Origin of the sequence: Thalassotalea euphylliae, assembly GCF_003390335.1 — a bacterium.
GTDB classification, from domain to species: domain Bacteria; phylum Pseudomonadota; class Gammaproteobacteria; order Enterobacterales; family Alteromonadaceae; genus Thalassotalea_F; species Thalassotalea_F euphylliae_B.
In genome coordinates this window covers 4,641,045-4,660,995 of record NZ_QUOU01000001.1, presented here as the reverse complement: position 1 = coordinate 4,660,995, position 19,951 = coordinate 4,641,045, and the positions used below count along the sequence as shown (strand labels likewise).

Here is a 19,951-nt window from a genome sequence, read left to right as displayed (position 1 = left end):
GATCAACAATCTCATTTTTTATTAGATTGTCTCTTTTACTATTAGAATGTCTCATTTTTTAATAGCAGAATACAATTAAACCGCCTGCCCACAAGCTACACCAGAGCTCCACGCGAATTGGAAGTTGTAGCCCCCAAGCCAACCCGTTACGTCAATCACTTCGCCAATAAAAAACAAGCCTTTGGCGTTTTTCGCCTCAAAGGTTTTTGAGCTGAGTTCATCAGTTTCGACGCCGCCTAAGGTGACTTCTGCGGTGCGGTAACCTTCGGTGCCGTTAGGTTTAATTTGCCAGTGGTGTAGGTATTGTTGCAAGTAAGTAACTTCTTCATTGCTGAGTTGGCTGATCACTTTGTCGGTCAGCTCTTTGTTGTTGACCATAGCTTCTACTAAGCGTTTGGGTAACACAGTGGTTAGCAAATTTTTCAGTGATTTTTGTGGGCTGTTTTGACGCCAATCTTTGACGAGCTCTGCAATTGGACTGTCTGGCAGTAGATCAATAGTTACTGCCTGCCCTGCTCGCCAAAATGACGAAATTTGCAGTATTGCGGGGCCGGATAAGCCGCGATGCGTAAACAAAATATTCTCACGAAATTGGGTGCCATCATCAGCGGTGACAACTGTTGGCAAACTAATGCCTGACAAACCGTCAAAACGTTGTTTGTCGTGATCGTGCAAGGTAAATGGCACCAGTGCTGCCATGGTTGGCAAAACGTCTAAATCGAATTGCTCTGCGATTTTATAGCCGATAGGTGTTGCTCCTAATTTCGGCATGGTTAAGCCACCTGAAGCGATAACCAAAGAGTGGCACTGGTAAGTTTCACCTGAGGTGACAACTTGGTAGCCTTGTTCACTTTCTTCGCTTTCTCTAGATAAGGCGGTTACTGACAGCACTTCGCTGCGTAGCGCGATATTTACCCCTGCCCAGTCACACTCGGTCATCAAAATATCAACGATATCTTGCGCGCTATCATCACAAAATAGCTGGCCTAAAGTTTTATGGTGATAAGCAAGCCCATGGCGATCTACCAACTCAATAAAGTCTTGCGCGCTGTAGCGGCTTAGTGCTGATTTAACGAAGTGTGGGTTCTGGCACAGGTAGTTTTCGGGACGCGCATTTTCGTTGGTAAAATTACAGCGGCCACCACCACTGATCAGAATTTTACGACCGGGCTTTTTCCCCATATCCACGACAGTAACAGATTTTCCGCGATAACCAGCGGTGGCGGCGCACATAAGGCCGGCGGCACCGGCGCCAATAATTAAAACGTCTGTAGTGACAACTGACATGAAAAAGGCTCTATTGAAAATAAAGCCGCTATTATAGTGAGATTACAAAAAAGGGGCTATCAAGCCCCTGTTATTTTTTGTGATGTATTTGCTTAAAGCGAGTGTGCTTAGGCGTTGGCATCCGTCATTACACTACCATTGCCGCCAGATTTAGCCATTTCCGCTAAGTCTTTATCAACAAAGAATAGTGCGTGGCCATCGTGACCAACTAGATTGATTTTATCGAGCACGCTTTTGAATAAGGTTTCTTCTTCGTGCTGCTCAGCAACGTACCATTGCAAGAAGTTAAAGGTTGAGTAATCTTGCGAGGTAAAAGCCTTATGCGCCAAGCTGTTAATTTGCTCTGTAATATGGCATTCGTGCTTGTATGTTTGTTCAAACACATCAGCTAATGAACTGAACTCGTACGGCGGCGCTTCAATAGCGCCTAAAATTGGCATAGCACCGGTTTCACTGACGTAAGTGAATAAGCGGTTCATATGATCCATTTCTTCAAGTGCATGCTTACGCATAAACTCTGCTGCACCTTCAAAGCCTTGGTCTTCACACCAAGCGCTCATTTGCAGATACATATTTGATGAGTAAAACTCTAAATTAATTTGTTGGTTAAGCTCTTTAACCATTTCCGGCTTCAACATAGGAACAACCTCACAGCGTTAATAATGGCGGCATTGTGCCAAAAAGTTTCGATGATGACAAATAAAAACCAATAAAAACAAATGGATACAAAGTGATAATGGTTATTGTTTATCTTCTGTTATGCACTCGATAATTGCTGATTACAATGCAGCAAGCACAGCTTCCGCTTTTGAAACTTCAAATTCTTTTGGTTTTTCAACGTTTAACAAGGTTACTGTGCCATTTTCAATGACCATAGCGTAACGCTGAGAACGCAACCCACCGAATGCGCCAGTCTCCATCTCAAGACCTAGGGCTTTAGCGAAGCTACCATCACCGTCGCCTAGCATGGCAATATGCTCGGCATTCTGTGCCGCGCCCCAAGCATTCATCACAAAGGCATCGTTAACTGATACACAAGCAATTAAGTCAACGCCTTTAGCGGCAAATTCATCCGCATTAACAACGTATCCCGGCAAGTGCGCGGCTGAACAGGTTGGCGTAAATGCGCCAGGTACAGCAAATAGCACCACTTTTTTGTTGGCAAATAACTCATCAGTTTGGTGAGTGATCATCTCGCCATCTTTGAGTTCTTGTAGTTGGCCGCTTGGCATCTTGTCATTAAGGGCAATGGTCATCTGTTGTGCTCTCGTCTAATGAATGATTATTTTAGTTTGATTGGCTTACACAAAAAGCCTTTGTCATGCGCACTGCGGGCGCAGTCTTTACAGATAAAACGGGGTTTATCAACAATGTGGATCAACTCGTGGATATTTTTCTCAATATCCTTTCTTTTCCACTTACAAAGTGATTTAGCCATAAAAAAACCTCTGACACTTATTCTAAAGTATTAGCGGCTTATTTGCTTGCTCAGATTGACGAAAATACCCTAAGAAACCAGCTTTAATGTATCACTAATATCAACTACTTGTGCGGCAACGTCACTTGAAATGGTTTTCGCAAGCTGCCGTGAATGTGTGACCTCACCACGCATACTTGCCATCGCTTGCTCAAATTCTGCGAAGTGCTGGCGTTGCTGGTTAATTTGCGCTAACGAGTCGGCAGCAACATGCGCAGAAGCACTGGCTTGGTGCAGTACGTTAGCCGTATTTTCATTGAGCACATCAGAAATTTCTCGCTGTCGGCTTGAAGCCGCTTCAATATCAAAAATATTGGTTTCCAGCGCTTTGCTGTCGCGGTTTAATTGTTCTAAACGATCGCTCACTTGTTTAAGGGATTCTTGTGTTTTCCCGGCCAGTTGGCGCACTTCATCGGCAACCACTGAGAAACCTCTGCCGTGTTCACCCGCGCGCGCCGCTTCAATGGCGGCATTGAGTGCCAGTAGATTCGTTTGATCTGCAATCGAGCTGATCACATCAACAATCGTTCCGACGCTCTCTACTGATTGGCCGAGCGATTCAATTGCTTCTTTACCTGCTTGTGCCGCAAGGCTAGTCTGCTCGCTGGCGGCTAGTGCCTCATCAACCTTTTGTTGACTGTCAGTGAGCGCCTGTTGGCTCGCTTGCGCATTGTCGACCACTTGTTGCGACAGTGAGTTTACATGTTCAGTCACTTGCGACAGTGCCGACATAATCTCATCTACTGCTGCTAAGTGGCTGCTGGTGCTTGACGATGAATTTAAAATAGTTTGTGCTTGCGTTTCCATGGTTTGCATGGCGGTTGATACTAAGCCTAATTGTTTGGCTTTTTGTTTGTCTTCTTCTGCTAGCTGAGTCACCATTTTGTTAAAGCTGCCAGCGATTTGCCCTAGCTCAGTTTTCGCTGGAATCCCTTCAATTAAATCAACACGCCCCTCATTTACTAAGGTAACGAAACTGTCGCGCAGGCGGCGCAGCGGGTTGAGCACCACACTGCGCGTGAGCCAGTAGTTTGCTGCAAGAAATACGACAAGAATTGACATCAACACCAGCACAACCCAAGTGATGCGATCATTAATACTTTTTTGCTGAGCAAGGATGACGGCTTCACCTTGGATAATAACCGTTTCAATGGCGGCGACATCGGCATTAAGCAAAGCTAAGCCTTGCTGGCGCTGTTGCTGTTGGGCTAGTGTGTTGTCCAATTCACTGCGGTAGCGATTAACCAGTGAGCGCAGCTCAGCCAAGGCCTCTTCGCTTAAATCGGTTGTATCTTCTTCATCGTCAAGCAATAAGTCGTCATCGTCGCTTAATTCGTCTTCGTCACTCGCCTCCATAATGCCAAGCAATGGAAAATTAGCGAGCTTGCCAGCCAGACCATTCAACTCAGATAAGGGCTGAACTATTAGCGAGGAATTAACGTTATCGCTGGCAAATACTTTAGTACGAGCATTGATGACGCTGGTTAAGGTAGTGGCAATATGATTAGTGGTGGCAAGGTAGTCTAAGCGCTGATCGCTGTTTAGCTTATTTGATTGGCGCGCATAGTTAGCAAGGCTGCTATTTAACGCAGCGATACCTTGCTCGTTGTTGCGTAAAAGCGCCATCGGATCGCCACTAAGCTTACCGAGTGGACGATATTTTTCTTCAATATGTTGTTTGAGAAGTGCTGTTTTCTCGGTAATTTCGGTGACGAGCTCGGTAATTGCTAACTGCTTTGCACCTAGTCTAATTTCGTCGAGTTGTTGCTCGGCATCCGTTAACAAGCTGACATCGCCAGATTGCAGGTAGTTGGCGGTGGTTCGGTAAAAATCGACAGTGGTGTTCGACTTTAACTGCTGGTACTCAGTAATCAGCAGGCGATTAGCTTTAAGCGTGTCAGCCACTTGAAACATCGTCAATAGAAAAATCACCGCAAAGCTGCTAATTGCAACTACTGAGGCACGGGAAAAAGTTGAAACTCGCACAGCCTATCTCTCGCCAACCAAATTGGCGCGGATAATACAGAGAGATTGTGACACTTTTGTTACGGAGATATTTCAGCACTTAGCTAAGTGTTTGTAATAAAAACGTTAATTTTTGGAGGGTTAGCTGTAAAAGTTACTCTACTCACTTTTATCAATTAATAAAAAAGTCGATAAAATGAATAAGATAGCTTGATATTACTCAACATTGGCGAGGCATTAATAGGGGGCGGCGTGTTGCTTTTTGTTTACAACACACCGAATTTTTTGAGTGAATGTTAATCACGAACCATGCGAATTATGCAGGTTTAGGAATACCCTTGTTAACGTAAATGTCGAAGCGATTTTTCTTCATTTTCACTTCTGTAGAAGGCTTTTTCTCTGCCAAGTGTTCGGCATACGTTGGCCGTTTTACCACGACGCGATATGCTGCTAGTGTCAGGGCTGGTGCGAGTAGTTGATCTGCATCGATATCGGCGCCCACCAAATGTTGGAATACGCGCATTTCTTTTTTAATTTGCGCGGACTTTTCTTTGTGTGGATACATAGGGTCTAGGTATACCACATCCACATCTGCTAGTTGTGGCATATCTTGTGTCGAAGACTGATGAATTAAGGTCATGCGCTCAGCAATGTCGCTAATGTCGGCGTTAAGGCGAGCGCGGGCTAAACCATCCGCTAACAAGGCGGCGACAACAGGGTTACGCTCGACCAGCGTTAGTCGGCAACCAAGTGCTGCCAGCACGAACGCATCGCGGCCAAGACCGGCTGTGGCGTCTAATACATGAGGATTAAAACCGTGCTTGAGCCCAATGGCTTTGGCGATATCTTGGCCACGGCCACCCCCAAATTTACGGCGATGCCCGACTGCTCCATCAACAAAATCCACTTTTATGGGGGCGAGTTTAGGTTCGTCGAGTTTAACTAATTCAAGTACTTGGTCGTTGACTTGTAAAACGAAGGTCAGTTCGTCAAAGTTAGTGGCCGCTGCGATGTCGCCGATGTAGTCAAAGTTCCATTGCTGTGCCACTTGTTTGGCATAGTCAACATCCGTTTTGTGAACGTAAGCAACGGCAACCTGCAGGTTAGTGTCTGCCATTAGCTATCATCCTCATGCACTTGAATGTAGTTATCGCCAGTGGCGTACGCCACTAGGCGGCTAAGCTGAGTTAAACTTAACCCTGATTCTTGCTGCCAACGATTAAACGCGGCTTGAATGGTGGTTAAGCTGGCTTTGGTTTGCAGGCCGCCAGAGATTAAGTCATGGGCGCGAAAGTAGGCTTCAACATCGCGCGAGAGCAAGAAAGTATCTTTGCCAAGCGCACGCAAGGCGTAAGGGCCAGTATTACCGCCCAAACGCGCACCGTGCTTTTTCAGGTGCGCCCATAAACCAATAATATTGTCACTTGGCCATTGTTGAATAAACTCCGCAAAGGAATGGCCGTTTTGCTGCTCTTCAAAAATCATTTGCGCATTGGCTTTAATGGTTTTCACCTTGTTAAAGTTGCGAATGATTTTCGGATCGGCGGCTTTTCGCTCTAGCATGTCTTCGGGCATCATCAAGATTTTCTCGATGTTAAAGCCGAAGAAGACGGCTTCAAAGTCGTGCCACTTTTGCTCAACCACGCGCCAAACAAAACCCGATTGGAACACTTTTTTAGTGAATGCCGCAAGATAGCGATCGTCCGGCAACCTGCCAAGGGCTGCTTGGTTCTCCACGGGTGGCAGTAATAGGTTTAGCTGAGCCACGCCGCCTTTGCGTTCGGCGGCGCGCTGATAGAGTTTATCGAAGGCTTCTAGTTTCATCGTTTAACGCCTAAATTCAATGCCTAAATTCAACGACTAAGCCGCCTGAATGCCGCTGTGGCGCAGCAGGGCATCAATTTCTGGTTCACGACCTCTAAAGGCTTTAAATAGCTCGCTTGGCTCTTGTGAGCCACCTTTTTCAAGAATATTTTCCAAGAAGCTACGGCCGGTTGCTTGGTTAAATACCCCCTCTTCTTCAAAGCGGGCAAACGCGTCGCTTGATAGGACTTCCGCCCATTTGTAGCTGTAGTAACCTGCGGCATAACCGCCACCAAAGATATGACCAAAGCTGTGCTGAAAGCGGTTAAATTCAGGCGCTTTAACGACAGCATATTGCGCACGGACATCGTTTAATACCATTTGAATATGCTCGGTTTTTTCTGGTGAAAATTGCGCGTGCATGGTGAAATCAAACAAACCAAACTCTAGTTGACGCAACATTTGCATCGCCGATTGGAAGTTTTTCGCGGCCAGCATTTTATCTAGCATGCTTTGCGGTAATGGCGCACCCGTTTCAAAGTGGCCTGAAATAAAGCTGAGCGCTTCTGGTTGCCAGCACCAGTTCTCTAAAAACTGGCTCGGTAATTCAACCGCATCCCAGGCAACACCGTTGATGCCGGCAACACTTGAGGCGTTAATTTGCGTCAGCATGTGGTGAATACCGTGACCGAATTCGTGGAATAAAGTGACCACTTCATCGTGGGTGAACAAAGCAGGTTTGTCCCCTACTGGGCCGTTAAAATTACAGGTTAGGTAAGCGACAGGTAGTTGTACGGTGTCGTTGGCCAGCGCACGGCGGCCAACGCAATCGTCCATCCAAGCACCACCGCGCTTCTTCTCGCGCGCGTATAAATCCAAGTAGAAGCTGCCGCGCAGTTGTTCGTTTTCGTCGTAAACATCGTAGAACTTAACGTCTTGGTGCCAGACATCAACACCTTCACGTTGTTTAATGGTTAGACCAAACAAGCGATTGACCACCTCAAACAAACCAGCAACAACGGTTTGCTCAGGGAAATACGGGCGCAATTCTTCGTCAGAAATTGCGTAGCGCTCTTGTTTCAGCTTTTCGCTGTAGTAGGGTAAATCCCATGCAGCTAATGCTTCAACTTGATGCTTTTCTTTGGCAAAGTCGTGTAATTCTGCCAGCTCTTGCTCGCCTTGCGGTTTCGATTTAGCCGCCAAGTCTTGTAAAAAGCCAATCACTTGCTCGCTGGAGTCAGCCATTTTGGTGGCCAGCGATTTGTCGGCGTAGTGGGCAAAATCAAGCAGTTGAGCAAGTTCGTGACGTAGCGCAAGAATGTCTTTCATCACCTGTGAGTTGTCGAATTCTCCGGCATTTGGGCCCAGCTCTGAGGCGCGAGTAACAAACGCTCGGTACATTTTCTCGCGTAGTTCGCGATTATCGCAGTACATCATGACAGGTAAGTAGCTTGGGAAATCTAAGGTAAACAGCCAACCGTTAAGTTCTTTTGCTTGGGCGAGCTGGGCAGCTGCTGCTTTGGCGCTTTCAGGTAAGCCGGCAAGCTCAGCTTCATCGGTGATATTAACGGTAAAGGCTTGGGTCGCATCGAGCAAGTTGTTATTAAAGTTAGAGCTTAGCTCTGATAATTTGGCCACAATTTCGCCGTAGCGCTTTTGTTTCTCCGGTGCCAGTGCAATGCCAGATAAGGTAAAATCGCGCAGCGCATTGTCGATCACTTTTTTCTGTGCTGTGTCTAACGTTTGGTAGTGATCGCTCTCGGCTAACTGCTTATAAGCCTGGTATAAGCCTTGGTGCTGACCAACAAACGTGCCGTATTCAGACAGTAACGGCAAACAGCTTTCATAGGCTTCGCGTAACTCGTCGCTGCTCAATACGGAATTTAGGTGCGATACTGGCGACCATAACTTACCCAAAACATCGTCAACTTCGTCAATGGGCATGACTAAATTTTGCCATGTGTAGGTATCATTATTTGTTAACACTTGTTCGATACTCTGCTTGCAATCAGCAATGGCTTTTTCCACCGCAGGTTTTACGTGTTCAGGTTTGATCGCTGAAAATTGAGGTAGGGCATGTGATTGCAGTAATGGGTTTGTCATAAAGTTAGCCTTAGGCATCGGTTATTATCAGCTATACATTTATAGTCAGTAGTCGCGTAATTCAAGAGGCGCACTATATTTATTGTAGGTTTACTATTATACCAAGTGAAATAACTACTTAATCATTCAGCGAGAATTAAAAGGCTTAGAGGTAAGGCTTTGATGGCAGAGAATGTTTGCTCTGCTTTTTACATGGAAAGCAAAATCAATAACGCAGCATATGAGCCTTTTAAACTCGCCCTTTGGGCTGAGGGATCCCCATTTATCATACAATGATTATCTTGTTGTAGTCGTTAATGAAATTTAACCAACTCCTTTTGATAAACCTCTTTGTTAACTGGTGAGGGCATTGTTTGACAATATTTTTGGCGAGTGACAGAAATGAAAGCACGCGCCGCTTTCTCACGGTATTTGCTTGGAACCTAAAGTGCCATTTTCTTCTTTCTGCTTCAAAGCCAATAAGCCAGAGTACCAAGCTTGCTACACAAGCGATAAGGCACAGTATGCTCATCCGTTTAATGCCCATCGTTCGACTAAACCGCCAAGAAAAACCATACTGCTCACTTTTGTCATCTCTAAAGTTTTGCTCTATTTGCATACGTTTAGCGTACAAATTGATTACTTCGCGACTTGTTAGCTCGGCATCAGATGTCGCGATGAGCCAAGGTTCATGAGCAAGGTTGCGGTACATTTTATCATCCTTAGTAAAGCGGCTTTTCCCGCGTCGGCCTCTGTGCTCACCTTGATAAAGGTGCAGGCTCGCTTGGCACCCCGTTTTGCTGTGTTGCGTTAACCTTGCGCTCCCTAAATTTTTAGGTGTACAACTGGCGTCCTTTCTTAACTGCGCTAAGGTTTGCCATTGCGTTGGCTGCTGTTTCAATTGGCACTTCATTGTACCTCGCAGTCGACCAATAAAATCCCATCCGTGGGCAAGTACTTCGGCATACCAAGGTGTTAAAAAGCCGCCGTCAGATGTGATATACACTTTCGCATGCCCCGCCAATATGTGACTTAATCGTGAGAGAAACAATTGATGAGTGGTACGGGTTTCCTTATCCTTTTCTTCAACAACCATGTTGTAGAGCGTCATTGAGCGACCATCGACCAATAAACTAGCGCGTAACAAATGATAATTTGAGCCACAGCACCCACTCCAGTCGACAGCAATGACTAGGTATGGCAATTGGCTTATAACGGGCTTGGCAAGCGCACGGTAAATGTCAATAAGCTCTCGTTGTAAGTGGTCATTGTTTAAAAATCTGTCGATTCGTTTAATTTTGTTTTTACTGAACGCTTTTCCTTCGAGGTGTCGACCTATATCAGTGAGAGTTAACCGATTCGAGTCAATTAACGCATCGGCACTGAGCATTAAGGTTTTCATGCGTGCGCGATTGAAGGAAGAGAGGGTATTTTTAAGGTAGTTGTGGCATAGTGATTTAACAGGCATAGCAGTTGTCCTTATTGTGTTTGGCGATTCAATAAGATCACAAATTGTTATGCCTGTCACTTTTTGGGGATTCCTCAGCCCTTTGGGAGCGTGTCAGCGTCGCGATAACTACGCCAAATTGATGAGATGTAGAATAACTATATCAACAAAAATTTGGCTTGTTCTCCCACCGCTGACAGCGCTCTGAATTGATCAATTAATCAATTCAATTGGTACTACAGATTTATGCCAACATTCACTGCTGGCTGTGTAAATCAATTGTAGTGAATTGTTTTACCTTGTTGTGTATGCGGACGAAAGAGGATTTTTTCGGCATAATAGCAAGTTAGCTTTGTATTTCTTTTTTAGTTTAGGGTAAGTTAGTTTGCGTCGAATAATGTGGTGTCTGCTATTGCTGAGTGTGTTAATCACTCGCTCTGTTTTTGCGATCAGCAACACCAGTTTGTCATTATCAAATATTAGTGTGGCTGATGGTCTTAATAGTGCCAGTGTTTTTGCGGTGATGCAGGACACTAATGGTTACTTGTGGCTAGGCACAGAGCATGGTGTAAATATTTACGATGGTTACACCATGCGTTCGTTAAGTGGCCCAGAAGGTGACTTTGAACGCTATGCAGTAACGCAAATAAGACAAGACGCACAAGGTATTGTATGGCTGACCATGCCTGGTAAAGGCATCTACCGATATGACTATCAAGCAGATAGTTATCAATTACTCTCCAATAGCGAAACACTTATCACGACTGCCGATGCTGCTCATAAATTCAATACGGCTGACTCGCCATGGCTTGCAATAGAGCAAAAGGTTGTGCGATACAACCAAGCGAGTAAGCAAGTTGAATTGGTGCTTGATTTAGCCGAACAATTAGAAGATGGCGAGTCTATTGAGCGGGTTTATCAAGTTGCGCAATTTTTATTGGTCGCTACACCCAGAGGCGCCTTTATTCTGGAATTATCAACTGGGCAAATTAATCACTTAGATTTAGTTGTTAATCACGTTGTTTCCAGCATTAGTTTAGACGGTTTTGAAGCCAATCGTTTGTATGACTTTGTTAGTTGGCGTGGTCACGTGTTTGTTGCCTCAGAAGCTGGCTTGATAATTTTTGAGGTTGCCGATCTCGTTCGCTATTTTAACAACTTGGCTGAATTACCCGTTGTTCACCCGAACGTCATGCACGGTGTACGTTCGTTATATGCTGAGCGGGATAAAGTGCTGGTGGGATCGCATGAAGGAGTGATGCAGGTACAGGTAGGTGAAAGCGGTGCGGATATCGAAAACAGCACCGATATTGAAAACACAGTCGTCCCCACTTCGGCAGATTTCGTTTATCAGCTGTTGTTCCGTTTTTCCGATATAAACCCGCATGTTGCACACAATGATGTGTTGAGTATTACCAAAGATAACAGTGGCATATTTTGGTTTGGTTCGCAGTCAAATGGGGTTTATCGTTGGAATCCAAACAGTGAGCTCATTTGGAATGTTGAGCATGTTAGCACCGCTAATAATAGCCCACTAACTCAAGAAGTAAGCGGGCTTGGCCAAGGCGGTGTATACGCGATGACTGCGGATAGTCAAGACTCGAAGGTTATTTGGGCAAGTACGGGGCGTGTTTTAAACCGCATCAATACTGAAACTAAAACAGTTAAACACTATGCTATTGAGCTACACAAGCACACTAGACATTTACACGCTGACATTACCAAACTAGTCGACAACGGCGATACACTATGGATTGGTACAGAGCAAGGAATTAGACCGTTTAATAAGCGGCTAGAACGAGTCGTGCCAGAACCTTTTTCTGCCACAACCCAAGCGTGGCTGTGTCAGCGCCATGGTGAGCGCTATACGTTCGCTATATTGCAGCAAAGTTTATGGTTTTTTGGCTTAGAAGGGGCTGGGCGAATTTCATTAAAAACCGGTGAAATGGAAAAGCTTGATGCGATTAATAAGGTGTTATCACCTGAGCAAATTCAGCGAGTTTTTACTGATGTGGCATTGTGGCCGGAGCAGTTGGTATTAACCACACACGACAGTATCTGGGTTTATAACCCCATGCTTGATTCGTTGCAGCTGGTTTATCAGTTTCATCATAACCATGAGTTTCGTCACGCTGAGATCAATAGCCTAGCGTTAGATGACAACAATATTTTGTGGATCGCCTATGATGGTGTTGGTTTATTTGGACTTGATGGTTTAAGCCTTGAGTCTAGAGTCTTTATTGACTCCGCTAGCTCCTCCTTAGAAGAGCACATTTATGGTGTGAAGACTGACGCTGAGGGGCATTTATGGTTTGCTAGTCAAGTGGGTCTTTATCGATTGGATAAAAACACTCGACACCTGCGTCAGTTCGATATTGGTGACGGCCTAGCAACCAATGAGTTTAATGCCGATGCATATGCGGTGATGGTCGATGGAAAAATTGCCTATGGCACAATGCTGGGGCTAAGTATTTTTGACCCGATACAGCTGCACAACCAAAATGAGGCCATTAACCAAGATTTTAGCGTTAACTTTTCTGGCGTTAGTACGTTATCACGTGACTTAACTGTCCCCACGTTTATTAATAATGGTCAGGCGTTTGCCTTTAAACACAGTGATATTGGTATTCGCGTCAACTTTGCTACTTCTTCATTTTTACATCGTGACACTATTGAATATCGTTACCAGCTTATTGGCCCTACTGAAATAAACGCGCCGTTTTCCAGTCAGCACTATGTTACTTTTCCGAGCTTGAGTCCTGGCGATTACGAGCTAATTGTACGTGCTAAGTCGCCTTACACAGGTGAGTTGTCTGCGCCTAGCTCCTTGTTGTTTAGTGTCTCTTATCCATTGTGGCGAGCACCAGTAACCCTCGTTTTTTACGGTTTTGGTGTCTTAGGGTGCTTGTTTCTTTGGCTTCGTTGGCGGGCCAACAAACAGCAAGAATTAATTGCAGCACATGAAGCGGTGAAGTTAAGAGAGCACCGCTTACAATTGGCATTAACAGGCAGTGATAGCGAAGTGTGGGATTGGGAAAGCCAATCTAACCGTATTTATGCGAAGCGTTTTACAAAAGATTTAGGCTATGCAGCTCCGGACACTTCGCTTGGTTTTGAAACTCACGTAGACTTGATCCACCCAGAAGACAAAGAACTGTTTTTGTCCAAATGGCACGCGTTTCTAATGAGCGATTCGCATGTTGACAGCTTTGAATGTAGCTATCGCTTGCAGCATAGCGACGGCCATTGGTTATGGTACAAAGATATCGGCAAAATTGTGACCCGCAATATCGATGGTGAGCCAGATCGAGTGACCGGGTCCTATTCGAACATTACTCAAACGCGTGCTGATGAAGAGCGCGCTTTAAACTTTGGTGACGCCTTTAAGCATACTCAAGATTGGGTGGTGATCATTGATGAAAATTTTGAGCGTGTCACGGTTAATCAATCGATGGGTCAAGTGTTTGGCTGGAAAAATGAAGAATTTGATTATCACCGAGGGCTATTCGGTTTAACAGACAAGCGCAGTAATTATTATCTTGAACTGTTACCAACCCTGAAAACCAAAGGCCACTATAGCGGCGAAGAGTTGATTCAAACGCCGCTAGGCCAAGAATACCACGTGTTAATGAATATCAGTGTGAGCAAAAATAAAGTGAACAATACGCATCACTACATCTTTGTGATGACCGATATTAGTGCGCAAAAGAAAGCCGAACAGGAGCTTCGCCAGCTTGCCAACTATGATCATTTAACGGGCTTACCTAATCGTTCGCTACTGCTAGAGCGCATTAAGCACGGTATCGAGCAATCACGCCGCACCAATCACACCATTGCACTCTTCTTTATCGATTTAGATCGATTCAAACAAGTGAATGACTCTTTAGGGCACGATTATGGCGATTTATTGTTGCAGGAAATCACCAATCGATTGAGCAACGCTCTGCGTGAAGACGATACCATTGCACGTATCGGCGGTGATGAATTTGTCGTGCTCGTGGAATACTTTAAATCGCACAATGATTTAAGCCGTATTGCGCAAAAAATTATTGATGTGGTTGAAGTGCCCGTGAAGCTCAACAGCACGTTAGTGAGTGTTGGCGCGAGTATTGGTATTGCCATGTACCCTGATGATTCTGCTTCGCAAGATGAGCTGTTACGCAATGCTGATGTTGCTATGTACCATGCGAAACAGCAAGGTCGCAACAACTTCCAGTTTTTCACTGAGCATATGAACTTGGAAGCTAAACAGCGCTTAACGATGGAGTCTAGCTTAAAGCAAGCGGTTAGAAACGATGAGTTCTTTAACGTTTATCAGCCGGTGATTGATGCTCACACAGGCAAAATTATTGGTGCTGAACTTTTGATGCGTTGGCAAAGCGACAACGGTTTAGTGCCGCCAGATAAGTTTATTCCACTGGCTGAAGAAATGGGGCTAATTGCTGCCATGACAGGCATCGCACTGGATAAAGCCCTCGTGTTATTAAAGTTCTGGCGATCGTTGAGGCCGGATTTTTACTTATCCATTAATGTTTCTGCAAAACATTTTGCCGATGCTAGCCTAGTGACATTTTTAGCGGAGAAATTTGAAGACTATCAAATTCCCGCTGGCGCACTAAAAATTGAAGTCACGGAAAGTGCTTTTATGAGTGAGCCAGAAAAAGCGATTCAAACGATCAATACGCTGTCAGTGATGGGCTGTCGCATGGCGCTAGACGATTTTGGTACGGGCTATTCATCGCTCTCTTACATCAAAAAATTACCATTAGATATCATTAAGATAGATCGCAGTTTTGTGTGCGGTATCGGTGAGTCGCGCGAAGATGAGGCGATTGTTGATTCAACGTTAGTACTGGCCCGCAGTTTGAATATTGCCTGTGTGGCTGAAGGTGTTGAAACTAAACAGCAGCTGCAATACTTGGTTGATCACGATTGTCACTTGATTCAGGGCTACTTTTACTACTCGCCTTTGACCATGGATGAACTCACCGAAAAACTCGCTGAGAATAAAAATGAGTTTAGTACGGTCGCTAAAGGTTAAGCAAAGGTTAGGCTTTGTGGTGCAAGCTTGTAATTTGCAACTGACTCCCCCATTAATTAACAATAACAAGGCTATTAGGTTTATAGGTACACAATTATGACTCAACATTTTGATTTCCTCGCGATTGGCGCAGGTAGTGGCGGTATTGCATCAGCTAACCGCGCAGCAAGACATGGTAAAAAAGCGGCGGTGATTGAAGCAAAAGCAATTGGCGGAACGTGTGTAAATGTCGGTTGTGTACCGAAAAAAGCCATGTGGTACGCCGGACAAATTGCCGATGCCCTGCACTATGCGCCAGATTACGGTTTCAATGCCCCGCTGCAAAACTTTGATTGGGCGACATTAGTTAACAATCGTGAAGCGTATATCGAGCGTATTCACGCCGCATATCAACGCGGCTTTACGGCCAATGACGTCACTGTCATTCAAGGTTTTGCCAAGTTCGTCAATAAGAACACGGTTGAAGTAAATGGCGAGCTTTACTCGGCTGATCATATCGTGATTGCAACGGGTGGTCGTCCAAGTATTCCATCAATTGAAGGCGCTGAATACGGTATCGACTCAGACGGTTTCTTTGCCTTAACTGAGCAACCTAAATCTGCTGCTGTGGTTGGCGCAGGTTATATCGCGGTTGAGCTAGCTGGCGTATTACATGCGCTAGGCACGGAATCACACTTGCTTGTTCGCAAAGAAAAGCCATTACGCAGTTTTGATGAAATGTTAAGTGATACCTTAGTGGAACAAATGGCTAAACATGGCCCAACGCTGCACAATCACAGCGTGCCAACTAAGGTTGAAAAGCACGATAACGGTCAGTTAACTGTTCACCTTGAAAACGGTAACACCGTTGGCCCGGTAGATACCCTTATTTGGGCGATTGGTCGTGAGCCAGCAACCGATCAAATCAATTTAGATGTCACTGGCGTAGAAACCGATGAGCGCGGCTTTATTCCAACCGACAAATACCAAAACACCAATGTTGAAGGCATTTATGCGGTGGGTGACAACACAGGTCGAGTGCAATTAACACCAGTGGCCGTTGCCGCAGGTCGCCGTTTATGTGAGCGCTTATTTAACAACAAGCCATACGAGCATTTAGACTATGAAAACGTGGCAACCGTGGTCTTTAGCCACCCAGTGATCGGTACAGTTGGCTTGAGCGAACAAGAAGCGATTGACCAGTATGGTGAAGATCAGGTCAAGGTGTATAACTCGCAATTCACGGCGCTTTATCAAGCAATTACCGAAGATTACCGCGATCCGACACGCATGAAGCTCGTCTGCGTGGGCAAAGAAGAGAAAATCATCGGTATTCACTCCATAGGTTTTGGCAGTGATGAATTATTGCAAGGCTTTGCCGTGGCAATGAAAATGGGCGCAACTAAGGCTGACTTTGATAATACGGTGGCTATTCACCCGACCTCGGCCGAAGAATTTGTAACCATGTAGGTTATGCCATCGAAAATTAGCCGTAAGCTTGTTTTCACGCGAATGACAAACAGCCCTCGCCAAGTTGACTAACTTAGCGAGGGCTTTTTGATTGCGCTATACAGACCCTGCATTTAGCCCTTTTCCTGCTATTTATTATCGCTCAATTATCAACCTGTTTTGACTTTCAAAGTGGCTTACCAGCAGCCAACTAACATTTGGATGATTTGCTAGAAAGTTTGTACGAACTGCCGCAATAGCATCGCCCAAATCTCTTATATTTCTCTTCCTAAATCCAAGTGCTTCACTCATTAATTTTCTTTGATGTATGAGGCCGTTAACTTTGCAGAAGATGAACAAACTTAATTCAAAATTTTTCGTGGCTGTCTTATTTTTTACCCTGATGTTATCTGCATTTGCGAGTCATTCGTCTGAGCGTCAATTATCGCAGGCCATTGCGGTGGACGTGTTAATTGGCTCTGATGATATTAACGGGCTTCGCTTAGCGTATCGGCCACATATTTATCACCTTAAAGATATCTTGTTTGTTGACCAGCTCGATATATATTGGGAAGTTAGTGTCAATTTCTGGGAGTACGGTGAATCAAACCAGCATGAAACAAACTATGTGCTCGCTTTTTCTCCTGTTATTGGTCAAACGTTTCATTACATCAAAGGCAAGTATCCACTTAGATGGGAGTTTGGTATTGGTGTCTCACTTGTGGAAGATACCCGATTTGCAGGTAAAGATATTGGCTCTCACTATCAGTTTGAAGATCGGCTTGGTTTGGCAATTGACTTTGGTCAAAACAATCGCCAATCCGCCGCGATTCGTTATATGCATTACAGCAATGGTGGCCTCAACAGCAAAAACCCAGGTGTTGATTTCTTAAACTTATCTTATGCCTATTCGTTTTAGCGTATGATGTTATTCTTGGTAACAAAACGTGCTTTATTTAGGGCGAAGTTGATAAGGTTATTTATTGTGTGATGGTGTATGTCATTTTTACAGCTGAGCCTTAAAAACACCCTCTTGGAGTCAAATCATTATTCAGCTGGGGAAGTGAACGACAGAAAAATCTACACATAAAACGCGTAAACATCTGCGCAATCATAAGTGCAAGCACCTACATCAACGGAATAACGGATGGTCTCGACTCTACACACAAAAAAACAGCCACATACATTGCTGATGCACGGCCATGAGCGCATCGATAATTATTATTGGTTGCGCGATGATGCAAGGCAATCACCAGAAGTACTGGCGCATCTTGAAGCTGAAAATACACATTGCCAACAAGCCCTTGCGCATACTCAAGCATTGCAAGCAACCTTGTTTGAGGAGATGGTCGGCAGGCAAGTAAAAGCCCGTCAGTCGGTGCCATTTAAGCTGGGTGATCACTACTATTGGCATGAGTATAAAGGGGATAGTGAATACCCTATTTACTGGCGCGATAATTCACCGGCAAAACACAGGCTAACGCAAATACTTGATGCCAATACTCGCGCGCAAGATCATGCGTATTACGATTTGGCGTCTATTGCTGTAAGCGAAAACGGTGTTTATGCCGTGATAGCCGAAGATACTAATGGTGATAGGCGCTATCAGGCGTGCGTGCTACATATCGAAGATGGTACCTATCTCAGTGATAGGTTACTCGATAACTCGGGAGAGGTTATCTGGTGTAATTCAGGTCGATGTTTTTACTATGTGAAAATGCATCCGCAAACCTTATTACCTTATCAAGTATATCGCCACAGACTAGGCACAGCGCAAGCTGATGATGAACTCTTGTACGAAGAAACCGATCAACGCTTTTGGACGCAAATCGTTAAAAGTAAAGACAAAGCGAGCATTATGATTTATCACAGCAGCAAGGAGGCGAGCGGCGTCTCGTTACTGGATGCTAATGACGATAAGGCGACGTTGGTGACTTTGTTACCCAAAGAAGATGATCATTTGTGTTGGCTCGAGCTGGTGGGCGATCGCGTTTTCGTTTTGAGCAATTGGCAGGCAAAGAATTTTAAGATTACAGAGACCTCGCTTGATACCTTAGCTGATAAGTCTGCATGGCGTGAGCTGGTGCCGCATGATCAAGGGTGCTTGCTTGAAGGCTTTGAGGTATTTGATCAGCATTTAGCCTATTGGCAGCGGATAAAAGGCTTACCGCAGCTGATGGTAAAAGACCTCAAGTCAGGGCAAGTGCGCCAATTAGCGTTTAATGAGTCGGCGTTTTCCGCATACTTTCAAGACAATGTTGACTTAGCCGCTAAGCAGGTGCGTGTTAATTACACCAGTATGACGACACCGGAATCGGTACTGGAATTTAATTTAGCTTCTGGCGAACTTAAAGTGTTGCAACAACATGCCGTCGCGGGCGACTTTAACGCGCAAGATTATTGTTGTGAACACATTGAAGTAGCAGCTCGCGATGGTCAGCAAGTGCCAGTGACCTTAGTGTTTCGCAAAGATAAGTTTAGCCAGGGAACAAACCCGATATTAATTGATGGTTATGGGGCTTATGGGCTTAATCTCGATGCTGACTTTTCCTATAGCCGATTGAGTTTGCTTGAGCGCGGCGTTGTTTACGCGTTTTGTCATGTGCGCGGCTCTTCTATGCTGGGTCGCCATTGGTACGAACAAGGGAAAATGCTCAATAAGCACAACACCTTTAATGACTTTATTGATGCCACTAAAGCGCTAGTAACCTTAGGTTATGGCGCTCCAGACAAGGTCTTGGCAACAGGCGAAAGCGCTGGTGGTTTGCTCATTGGTGCGGTTATCAACCAAGCGCCGCAACTTTATTTAGCTTGCTCTGCACATGTGCCTTTTGTTGATGTGCTGACTACTATGCTCGACGAACGCTTACCGCTCACTTGCGGTGAATATGACGAGTGGGGTAACCCAAATGATAAAAAGTACCACGATTACATCCTAAGCTACTCCCCGTACGATCAAATAACGCGACAGGACTACCCTCACCTGCTGGTCACCTCAGGTTTATATGACTCGCAAGTGCAGTATTTTGAGCCTGCCAAATGGGTAGCCAAGCTGCGGGAATACAAAACCGATAACAATGCTTTGCTGTTCAAATGTGATATGGACGTTGGACATGGCGGGCAGTCTGGGCGCTTTAACCAGTATCGCGAAGTGGCGCTGGAATATGCCTTTTTCTTGGATAGGCTGGCGCGCAGTTAGCTCATTTTTGCCGTTCAGGCGCAAAAACTGTGTTGCAGGCTAGCGGATTGATCTTGTTGCTTCACCTTGGCAGAAAACAGCAACAAAAGTGTAGCAGAGTGATAAAAAACTCACTTAAAGTTTGTTTGGTTATTCGCCAGCCCTTGCGCTGACTGACTTAGAAAATTTAGTTATTTTAGCCTGTCATCTATCGTTCAAAAAATTTTAATAATCTTCTGGTAA

At 45.0% G+C, this 19,951-nt stretch carries 14 protein-coding genes; 4 read left to right on the top strand and 10 right to left on the bottom strand.

The features are described from left to right. Positions 1-75 precede the first annotated feature (75 nt). The 9 genes from DXX93_RS20165 to DXX93_RS20130 form a co-directional block, all read right to left on the bottom strand. Positions 76-1,287 carry an NAD(P)/FAD-dependent oxidoreductase gene (locus DXX93_RS20165; RefSeq protein WP_116009682.1) on the bottom strand — a complete coding sequence of 404 codons (1,212 nt, stop codon included), beginning with the start codon at positions 1,285-1,287 and terminating at the stop codon, positions 76-78. A gap of 107 nt (positions 1,288-1,394) precedes the next feature. Further along, positions 1,395-1,925, bottom strand: coding sequence for a non-heme ferritin (gene ftnA / locus DXX93_RS20160; protein ID WP_116009681.1), 531 nt, complete (start codon positions 1,923-1,925; stop codon positions 1,395-1,397). Positions 1,926-2,066: 141 nt separating this feature from the next. Further along, complete coding sequence (locus DXX93_RS20155; protein WP_220347588.1) at positions 2,067-2,543, bottom strand: peroxiredoxin; 477 nt, start codon at positions 2,541-2,543, stop codon at positions 2,067-2,069. 26 nt (positions 2,544-2,569) lie between these two features. Further along, complete coding sequence (locus DXX93_RS20855; protein ID WP_181902286.1) at positions 2,570-2,725, bottom strand: hypothetical protein; 156 nt, start codon at positions 2,723-2,725, stop codon at positions 2,570-2,572. Between the two features lie 69 nt (positions 2,726-2,794). Next, positions 2,795-4,750 carry a methyl-accepting chemotaxis protein gene (locus DXX93_RS20150; protein ID WP_147302734.1) on the bottom strand — a complete coding sequence of 652 codons (1,956 nt, stop codon included), beginning with the start codon at positions 4,748-4,750 and terminating at the stop codon, positions 2,795-2,797. A 295-nt stretch (positions 4,751-5,045) separates the two neighbouring features. After that, on the bottom strand, positions 5,046-5,846 hold the full coding sequence (locus tag DXX93_RS20145; protein ID WP_116009679.1) for a class I SAM-dependent methyltransferase: 801 nt from the start codon (positions 5,844-5,846) through the stop codon (positions 5,046-5,048). Continuing rightward, positions 5,846-6,553: a DNA-3-methyladenine glycosylase I gene (locus DXX93_RS20140; protein WP_116009678.1), complete on the bottom strand. Its 708-nt coding sequence runs from the start codon at positions 6,551-6,553 to the stop codon at positions 5,846-5,848. Before DXX93_RS20140 ends, DXX93_RS20145 begins: the two co-directional genes overlap by 1 nt. A 36-nt stretch (positions 6,554-6,589) precedes the next feature. Further along, on the bottom strand, positions 6,590-8,635 hold the full coding sequence (gene prlC / locus DXX93_RS20135; protein WP_116009677.1) for an oligopeptidase A: 2,046 nt from the start codon (positions 8,633-8,635) through the stop codon (positions 6,590-6,592). A gap of 265 nt (positions 8,636-8,900) precedes the next feature. After that, on the bottom strand, positions 8,901-10,082 hold the full coding sequence (locus tag DXX93_RS20130; RefSeq protein WP_116006317.1) for an IS4 family transposase: 1,182 nt from the start codon (positions 10,080-10,082) through the stop codon (positions 8,901-8,903). Between the two features lie 400 nt (positions 10,083-10,482). On the opposite strand from DXX93_RS20130, the gene DXX93_RS20125 reads away from it, so the two are divergent. After that, positions 10,483-15,102, top strand: coding sequence for an EAL domain-containing protein (locus tag DXX93_RS20125; protein WP_258872778.1), 4,620 nt, complete (start codon positions 10,483-10,485; stop codon positions 15,100-15,102). Positions 15,103-15,198: 96 nt separating this feature from the next. After that, positions 15,199-16,551 carry a glutathione-disulfide reductase gene (gorA, locus tag DXX93_RS20120; protein ID WP_116009675.1) on the top strand — a complete coding sequence of 451 codons (1,353 nt, stop codon included), beginning with the start codon at positions 15,199-15,201 and terminating at the stop codon, positions 16,549-16,551. 135 nt (positions 16,552-16,686) lie between these two features. Here gorA and DXX93_RS20850 read toward each other — a convergent pair whose 3' ends face one another. Then, the gene (locus DXX93_RS20850; protein ID WP_181902284.1) at positions 16,687-16,842 is read right to left on the bottom strand and encodes a hypothetical protein; all 156 of its coding nucleotides are present in this window, start codon (positions 16,840-16,842) and stop codon (positions 16,687-16,689) included. A gap of 91 nt (positions 16,843-16,933) precedes the next feature. Here DXX93_RS20850 and DXX93_RS20115 point away from each other — a divergent pair, with 91 nt between their 5' ends. Further along, positions 16,934-17,449 (top strand): acyloxyacyl hydrolase, encoded by a 516-nt coding sequence (locus tag DXX93_RS20115; RefSeq protein ID WP_116010073.1) that lies wholly within the window; start codon positions 16,934-16,936, stop codon positions 17,447-17,449. A gap of 228 nt (positions 17,450-17,677) precedes the next feature. Continuing rightward, entirely contained in the window at positions 17,678-19,729 is a 2,052-nt protein-coding gene (locus DXX93_RS20110; RefSeq protein ID WP_116009674.1) for a S9 family peptidase, read from the top strand. Positions 19,730-19,951: the final 222 nt, after the last annotated feature.

What these genes read in the sequence shown, in the direction of transcription:
- DXX93_RS20155 (WP_220347588.1), bottom strand. Translation starts at nt 2,543, where the DNA reads ATGACCATTGCCCTTAATGACAAGATGCCAAGCGGCCAACTACAAGAA.
- DXX93_RS20165 (WP_116009682.1), bottom strand. Translation starts at nt 1,287, where the DNA reads ATGTCAGTTGTCACTACAGACGTTTTAATTATTGGCGCCGGTGCCGCC.
- DXX93_RS20145 (WP_116009679.1), bottom strand. Translation starts at nt 5,846, where the DNA reads ATGGCAGACACTAACCTGCAGGTTGCCGTTGCTTACGTTCACAAAACG.
- DXX93_RS20140 (WP_116009678.1), bottom strand. Translation starts at nt 6,553, where the DNA reads ATGAAACTAGAAGCCTTCGATAAACTCTATCAGCGCGCCGCCGAACGC.
- gorA (WP_116009675.1), top strand. Translation starts at nt 15,199, where the DNA reads ATGACTCAACATTTTGATTTCCTCGCGATTGGCGCAGGTAGTGGCGGT.
- DXX93_RS20850 (WP_181902284.1), bottom strand. Translation starts at nt 16,842, where the DNA reads ATGAGTGAAGCACTTGGATTTAGGAAGAGAAATATAAGAGATTTGGGC.
- DXX93_RS20855 (WP_181902286.1), bottom strand. Translation starts at nt 2,725, where the DNA reads ATGGCTAAATCACTTTGTAAGTGGAAAAGAAAGGATATTGAGAAAAAT.
- DXX93_RS20115 (WP_116010073.1), top strand. Translation starts at nt 16,934, where the DNA reads ATGTTATCTGCATTTGCGAGTCATTCGTCTGAGCGTCAATTATCGCAG.
- prlC (WP_116009677.1), bottom strand. Translation starts at nt 8,635, where the DNA reads ATGACAAACCCATTACTGCAATCACATGCCCTACCTCAATTTTCAGCG.
- ftnA (WP_116009681.1), bottom strand. Translation starts at nt 1,925, where the DNA reads ATGTTGAAGCCGGAAATGGTTAAAGAGCTTAACCAACAAATTAATTTA.
- DXX93_RS20110 (WP_116009674.1), top strand. Translation starts at nt 17,678, where the DNA reads ATGGTCTCGACTCTACACACAAAAAAACAGCCACATACATTGCTGATG.
- DXX93_RS20130 (WP_116006317.1), bottom strand. Translation starts at nt 10,082, where the DNA reads ATGCCTGTTAAATCACTATGCCACAACTACCTTAAAAATACCCTCTCT.